Annotated in this window: 5 protein-coding genes; all 5 read left to right on the plus strand. The window is 66.9% G+C overall.

Going from position 1 to position 6,757, the window contains the following annotated elements:
• Genes hemB through KBX13_RS08225 form a run of 5 tightly spaced genes read left to right on the plus strand, consistent with a single transcriptional unit; the run spans position 1 to position 6,650 of the window.
• A complete protein-coding gene (gene hemB, locus KBX13_RS08205) occupies positions 1-1,011 on the plus strand; it encodes a porphobilinogen synthase (protein WP_256021637.1) in 1,011 nt (336 codons plus the stop codon).
• Positions 1,004-1,573 (plus strand): hypothetical protein, encoded by a 570-nt coding sequence (locus KBX13_RS08210; protein WP_083329446.1) that lies wholly within the window; start codon positions 1,004-1,006, stop codon positions 1,571-1,573. Before hemB ends, KBX13_RS08210 begins: the two co-directional genes overlap by 8 nt.
• A gap of 31 nt (positions 1,574-1,604) precedes the next feature.
• A complete protein-coding gene (locus KBX13_RS08215) occupies positions 1,605-4,163 on the plus strand; it encodes a cation-translocating P-type ATPase (RefSeq protein WP_256021639.1) in 2,559 nt (852 codons plus the stop codon).
• 27 nt (positions 4,164-4,190) lie between these two features.
• Positions 4,191-5,237, plus strand: coding sequence for a uroporphyrinogen decarboxylase (hemE, locus tag KBX13_RS08220; RefSeq protein WP_256021641.1), 1,047 nt, complete (start codon positions 4,191-4,193; stop codon positions 5,235-5,237).
• A 15-nt stretch (positions 5,238-5,252) separates the two neighbouring features.
• Positions 5,253-6,650, plus strand: a complete 1,398-nt coding sequence (locus tag KBX13_RS08225; RefSeq protein WP_256021643.1) for a protoporphyrinogen oxidase — start codon at positions 5,253-5,255, stop codon at positions 6,648-6,650.
• The last annotated feature ends 107 nt before the right edge of the window (positions 6,651-6,757 follow it).

Here is a 6,757-nt window from a genome sequence, read left to right on the forward strand (position 1 = left end):
ATGACTACATATCATCTTCCACGCCGTCCACGTCGCCTCCGCCAGAATCCTGCGATTCGGCAGCTTACTGCGGAGATGCGACTGGCTCCGGCCGATTTTATTTTGCCGTTGTTCGTGGCTGATGGCATCACCGAACGCCGAGAGATTGCCTCCATGCCGGGGGTGTACCAGCACACCACGGACACCCTGAAGGCGATCTGCCACGAGGCACTCGAGGAGGGGATCCGCTGTGTGGACCTCTTCGGCGTGCCGCTCGACGAGGATAAGGACGCCACGGGTTCCGTCGCGTGGGACCCGGAGGGCATCCTGAACCGCAACGTGCGTGCGCTGCGCGAGGAGTTCGGCGAGGACCTGCTGATTATGGCCGACACCTGCCTGGATGAGTTCACGGACCACGGGCACTGTGGCGTAGTGGGCGTCGATAAGTATGGCAACCAGGTGGTGGACAACGATGCCACCTTGGACCTCTACCGCGACATGGCGCTGTCGCAGGCTGCCGCGGGCGCGCACATCGTGAGCCCGTCGGGGATGATGGACGGGCAGATCGGCGTGATCCGCGAGGGGCTCGACGCCGAGGGCTACCAGGACGTGGCCATCATGGCGTACTCGGCGAAGTACGCGTCGAAGTTCTTCGGGCCGTTCCGCGACGCGGTCGGCTCCTCCCTGAAGGGCGACCGCCGCACGTACCAGCAGGACCCGGCGAACGTGCGCGAGTCCCTGCTCGAGACCGAGCTCGATATTGAGGAAGGCGCGGACTTCGTCATGGTCAAGCCTGCGCTGCCGTACCTGGATGTGCTCAGCCGCGTGGCGGACATGTCGCCGGTGCCGGTGGCGGCGTATCAGGTTTCGGGCGAGTACGCGATGATGGTGGCCGCTGGTCAAAACGGTTGGATCGACTTCGAGGCGACCATGATGGAGTCGCTGACCTCTATCAAGCGTGCTGGCGCGGACCAGATTTTGACGTACTACGCAATCGAGGGCGCGCGTGCGCTGAAGGAGCTTCATGGCTAACACACCTCCCGCGGCGCAGGCCCCGGCCCTGCCACCGAGACACCGGAAGGACGAGCCGACGCAGCAACAGCCCGAGGCGGTGCGCTATCTCCTCGGCGCGTGGGCAGTGATGATCCTCGGTGAGCTCCTGCACCAGATCCTCGCCGTGGTGGTGACGGTGCTCGACCCGGCTGCGCTGCGCGAGGCGGCGAAGCAGGCCGCGAAGAACCAGTCGGAGGCGCTGCCGGAGAACATGATGCAGGCGAGCATGTACGCCACGGTTGTGCTGATGGCGTTGCTGCAGCTGGGCATCATCGTGGTGTTTTGCCTGGCGCTGCGCTCAGTGCAGCGCCGCGGAAAGTGGATGCTCAACGCCACGCGGGTGCTGCAGGTCTTCTCGGTCTTCTTCGCGGTGCGCGTGCTCACGCTCTTCTTGATGACGCCCGCTGCGACTAAAGTGCCGGTTGCGCTGTTCGCCGTCGACGGTGCGGTGCAGATCGTGGTCGGTGTGGCGGGAGCATTGGGGCTGTTCTATGCTTCCCGGAAGGAATCGCAGGACTATCTGCGTCCGGCTGAGCAGTAGCAGCAGTAGGGAAGAAGTGGAGTAACGGCGCATGGCTGATAATGTGACGCGCTCAATTGACGACGCCCGCCTGGCGGCCAAGGACGCCGGGTTCGACCCGGACTCGCGCCACTCCGAGGACAGCAACGGCAACCCGTTGCGCCCCCACGCTTCCTACGCGTTCGAGCTCGAGGGCCTGGAGGACGGCGCGCAGCTGCGCGACATCGAGGAGGCCCTCGAAGAGCTGCCGGGCGTGCAGGCGCGCCTGGTGTACCCGACGAAGATGGCGTGGGTGACCGCGCCGGACACCACGGCACCGCACACGATCGCCGAGGTGATGCAGCGCTTCGGGGTGGAGGTGCAGCTGACGGATTCGACGCTGCGCCGCCGCGCCCAGGGGCATTCGGTGGTGGATCACACGCTGCCGCGGCGTGGCACGCGCGGCATGTCCGGCCGGATGCGCCGGATGAAGGAACACGAGCAGCGCTCCCTGCGCACGGCGCGCGCGAGCGGGTTCGTGCGCACTGCCCGACGGCGCCGCGGCATGATGCGTGGCCAGGACGTGCTGTTTACCGCCCGCGACTTGGTCACACCGCTTCGCATGTGGATCGCTATTGTGCTGAGCATCCCGGTCGTCCTGATGGCGTACGTGCCGCAGTTCCAGTTTCCGGGCTGGCAGTGGTGTTCGTTGGCGTTGTCCACCCCGGTCGCACTGTGGTGCGCGTTCCCGTTCCACCGCGCGATGCTCGGTGGCGTGCGCCGCGGGATTTCCGCGCTGGACGGCGCGAGCTCGATCGCGATTTTGGCTGCTTGGCTGTGGTCGCTGGTCGCGGTGGTGCTGACGTCCGCTGGGCAGATCGGCTGGACTACCAGTAGTGGCTGGGTGCCGCACCAGATGGGCCACGACGTTGAGATCTTCTTCGAGGTCTCCTGCGCCGTGACCACGTTGTTGCTGGTGGGACGCTACTTCACCATGCGCGCTCGCCCCCGCCTCATGGAGGATTTGCAGGCCCGCAACCCTGATCCGGACGCGGTGTACAAGGTGGTGCGTCGTTCGCGGGCGGGCAACGTGACGGAGGAAGACTTCCCGGCAGTCGAGCTGAACAAGGGGGATGACGTCTACGTCCACGCGGGCGAGATCATCCCTGCCGACGGCGAGGTGGTCGGCGGCTCTGGCGTGTTGAACCCGCAGATTATCGACGCCCGCGAGCCTTCCGAGGTGAAAGTCGGCTCAACGGTGCGCGCCGGGTCGGTGCTGCGCAGCGGCAAGATCAAGATGCGCGTGGAGCGCGTCGGACACACCACCCGCCTGGGCGCGGTGGAGCGCTGGGTGGACGCGGTGCTGCGTCACCAGAACGAGGCCACGTTGATGTCCACGCGCGCGGCGGGCCTGCTCATCCCGGCGGCCTATGCGCTGGCTATCTTAGATTTTGGGCTGTGGGTGCTGCTGACCGGCAACTACAATGCTGGCTTTTCCACGGCGTTGGCCATCTTGGTGGTGGTGGCGCCGGTGGCGCTGGCGATTTCGCCTTCGCTGGCGATCCGCCTCGGCATTGAGTCGGCGGTGCGAAACGGTATCCTGATCCGCGACGGCGAAACCTTCCGCGCGTTGGAGTCGACGGACACGGCCGTGTTCAACCGCGTGGGCACCCTTGTCAAGCCGCAGATGACGGTGGAGACCGTCACCGCGGAGCGCGGCGAAAGCCCGGAGATGGTGATGCGCGTGGCGGGTGCGCTGTCGGTGGAGTCCAACCACCCGTCGGCACGCGCGATGGTGAAGGCGGCGCGTGAGGCGCGCGATGGGCGCACGAAGAGCGCCGATGTGCCGTCGTGGATCGAGATGAGCAACGAGGAAATCACGCCCGGCGGCGAGTTCCGCGGCCGCCTCACCTTGACCTACGGCGACGAGGACGAGGACCGCACCGAGTCCTTCGACGCCTGCCTGTGGCGCCCCACGAACCTGTCCCAGCTGCACGGCCGCCTCGCGATGGCCGCGACCGCCGGAGGCACCCCTGTAGTGGTGCGCTGGCGCGGCAAGGACCGCGGCGTGATCACCCTCTACGACCCCGCGAAGGACGACGCCCACGAGGCCATCAACCGCCTGGAACAGATGGGCGTAGAGACGGTGATGCTCACCCGCGATACCTACCCGGTGGCCCGCCGCTTTGCCGACTTTTTGGGTATGTCCAACGTGCTCGCCGGCATTACCGCGCCGGACAAGCCGGGGGCGGTTCGCGCCATCCACACGAAGGGCGCCACGGTTGCCATGATCGGCGACGCCACCGCGCTTCCCACTATCAAGGTGGCGGACGTCGGCCTGCTCTACGCCACCGACGACCTTATCGACGCCCAGTCCTCCACCATCGCCCGCGCCTGCAACGCCGTGCTGATCCGCGACGACGTCTCCGCCGTCCCGCAGCTCATCGCGCACGCGCGCCGGGTGTGCCACATCATCGACTACAACATGATCTTCGCCTGGGCGTACAACTCCACTGCGATCGTGCTTGCCGCGATCGGCGTGCTGCCCCCGGTGGGGGCCACGCTGCTCATGCTCGGCAGCTCGCTCGTGATTGAGGCGCACTCCTCGCGGGCAAATCATTTTCCCTCCTAAACCGCAACGGCGGTAGGGTGGGGGACTATGACCAGACGCGACCTTTCTTCTGCCCCGCTCATTGAGGCCGCCAACGGCCGCACGCCCTCACGCACCCCGGTGTGGTTTATGCGCCAGGCCGGGCGCTCGCTGCCGGAATACCGCAAAGTCCGTGAAGGCATCTCCATGCTGGACTCCTGCTTCATGCCGGAGCTCCTCGCGGAGATCACGATGCAGCCGGTGCGCCGCCACGACATGGATGCGGCGATCCTCTTTTCCGACATCGTTGTGCCGCTGAAGGCAGCGGGCATCGGCGTGGAGATCGTGCCGGGCCGCGGCCCAGTGATGGAGAAGGCGATTAGGACGCGAGAGGACGTCGATAATTTGCCGGTGCTGGACCACAACGTTGAGGAAGTGGCCAAGGGCATCGAGATGATTCTCGACGAGCTCACCGACACCCAGGCCCTGATCGGCTTTGTCGGCGCACCGTTTACGCTGGCCAGCTACCTCATCGAGGGCGGGCCGAGCAAGAACCACGAGAAGACGAAGGCCATGATGCACGGCGACCCAGATACGTGGCACGCCCTGATGCGCCGCCTCGTGCCGACCATCAGCGCGTTCCTGCGCACGCAGGTCGACGCCGGCATCGACGCCATGCAGCTCTTCGACTCCTGGGCGGGCTTCCTCACAGAGGCCGACTACCGCGAGCACGTCCTGCCGTACTCCGCCGAGATCCTGAAGGAGGTCGAGGGCGTGATCCCGCGCATCCACTTCGGTGTGGCCACGGGTGAGCTGCTCGGCGCGATGTCCGAGGCCGGTTCCGAGGTGATGGGCGTCGACTGGCGCGTGCCGCTCGACGTCGCCGCCACGCGCTTCGCGTCCCCGCGCGTGCTGCAGGGCAACCTCGACCCGGCGATGCTCTTCGCCGGCCCCGCCGTGGTGCAGGAAGAAGTGCGCCGCATCAAGGCCGAGGCCGCCCGAGCTATCGACGCCGGCACCGCCACCGGCCACATCTTCAACCTCGGGCACGGCGTCTTGCCGACCACCGATGCAGGCGCCATCACCGACGCCGTCGCAATGATCCACGAAGCATAACGAAGGAGATCCCCATTGAATATCGCCATTGTCGGTGCAGGGCTTGCCGGGCTGACCGCAGCGTTTGAGCTGCGCAACTCCGGCCACACCGTCGACGTCTACGAAGGCAACGACCGCATCGGCGGCAAGCTGTACACCGTTGCGTTCGACGGCGGCCCCACCGATATGGGAGCAGAAGCCTTCATTGCGCGCCGCCCGGAAGCAAAGCAGCTCGTCGAAGAGCTGGGCCTGCAAGACTCGCTGGTCTCCCCGTCGGGGATGCGTTCCCTGCTGTACGTCGACGGCGAAACCCGCGCTATGCCGGCAGGCGGCATGATGGGTATCCCATCTACCTCCGAGCCGGTCGCGCACCTGGTCAGCGAGGAAACCGCGCGGCGCATCGACACCGAGGCGGAGCGCGAGGGCTTCGAGTGGACCATCGGCGGCGACATGAGCGTCGGCGCCCTGGTCCGCGAGCGCTACGGCGACGATGTCGTGGACAACATCGTCTCCTCCCTGCTTGGCGGGGTGTACTCCTGCACCGCCGATGACCTGGGCGTTCGCGCCACCGTGCCGCAGCTCGCCGCCGAGTTCGACCGCCTGGCCGCCGACGGCCCGGTGCACCTGTCCACCGCGGTCGCCAACCTGGAGGCCGCCCGGAAGAAGGCCATGGCTGCTGCTGGCGCCTCGAAGCCCTCGAAGCCGGCGCCGATTTTCGCCTCGTTCCGTGAGGGCTACCAGGAGCTCTACGAGGCACTCGCCGAGCAGTCCGGCGCGAATATCTACGTCGACGCCTTCATCCCGTCCATCAGCCGCGAAGGCGAGGGGTTCCGTCTCAAGGGGGGCGAGGACACCGTCTACGACCGCGTGCTGTTGGCCACCCCGGCGCCGACGACCGCGCTGCTGCTTCGCGACATCGCCCCCGAGGCCTCCGAGGCGCTTCGCTCCGTCGAGTTGGCGAACTCCGCCGTGGTGGGCCTGCGCTTCGCCACCGACGAGGGCCTGCCGGAGAACTCCGGCGTGCTGGTCAGCACCGATGCGAAGGACGTGCACGCCAAGGCGTTCACGCTTTCGTCGCGTAAGTGGCCGCACCTCGCCGAGCGCGGCGGCGCGCTTGTGCGCGCCAGCTTCGGACGCTACGGCGACAACGTCGCCTTGACCGCCAGCGAGGATGACCTCGTGGACTGGGCCCTCGACGACCTGCAGACCATCACCGGCTTCGACGGCCGCGCCGCCGGCGTCGAGGAGATCTTCGTTCAGCGCTGGCTGGGTGGCCTCCCGCGTTACGACGCCACCCACCTGGCCACCGTGGCCAAGGTCCAGGATGCCCTCGCCGGTGTCGACGGCGTTGGTGTGACAGGCGCCTGGGTTGCCGGGGTTGGGGTCCCGGCCGTGATCGGCAACGCGCGTCAGGCAGCGAAAGACCTGCTTTAAGCGGAAACGCGCACCAAATTCCAGCTTTTCCCCTAGGTGGCAGGCTGGTTGTGGGCCAGAACCTGAAGGAGGTCCGCACCCATGTCCCCGCACGATATTCCCCCGCT

It is taken from the genome of Corynebacterium sp. CCUG 51687, assembly GCF_024453995.1.
Lineage (GTDB): Bacteria > Actinomycetota > Actinomycetes > Mycobacteriales > Mycobacteriaceae > Corynebacterium > Corynebacterium pseudogenitalium.

Bases quoted from the DNA above. Each gene is read 5' to 3' on its own strand.
- hemE (WP_256021641.1), top strand. From the start codon at position 4,191: ATGACCAGACGCGACCTTTCTTCTGCCCCGCTCATTGAGGCCGCCAAC.
- KBX13_RS08215 (WP_256021639.1), top strand. From the start codon at position 1,605: ATGGCTGATAATGTGACGCGCTCAATTGACGACGCCCGCCTGGCGGCC.
- KBX13_RS08210 (WP_083329446.1), top strand. From the start codon at position 1,004: ATGGCTAACACACCTCCCGCGGCGCAGGCCCCGGCCCTGCCACCGAGA.
- hemB (WP_256021637.1), top strand. From the start codon at position 1: ATGACTACATATCATCTTCCACGCCGTCCACGTCGCCTCCGCCAGAAT.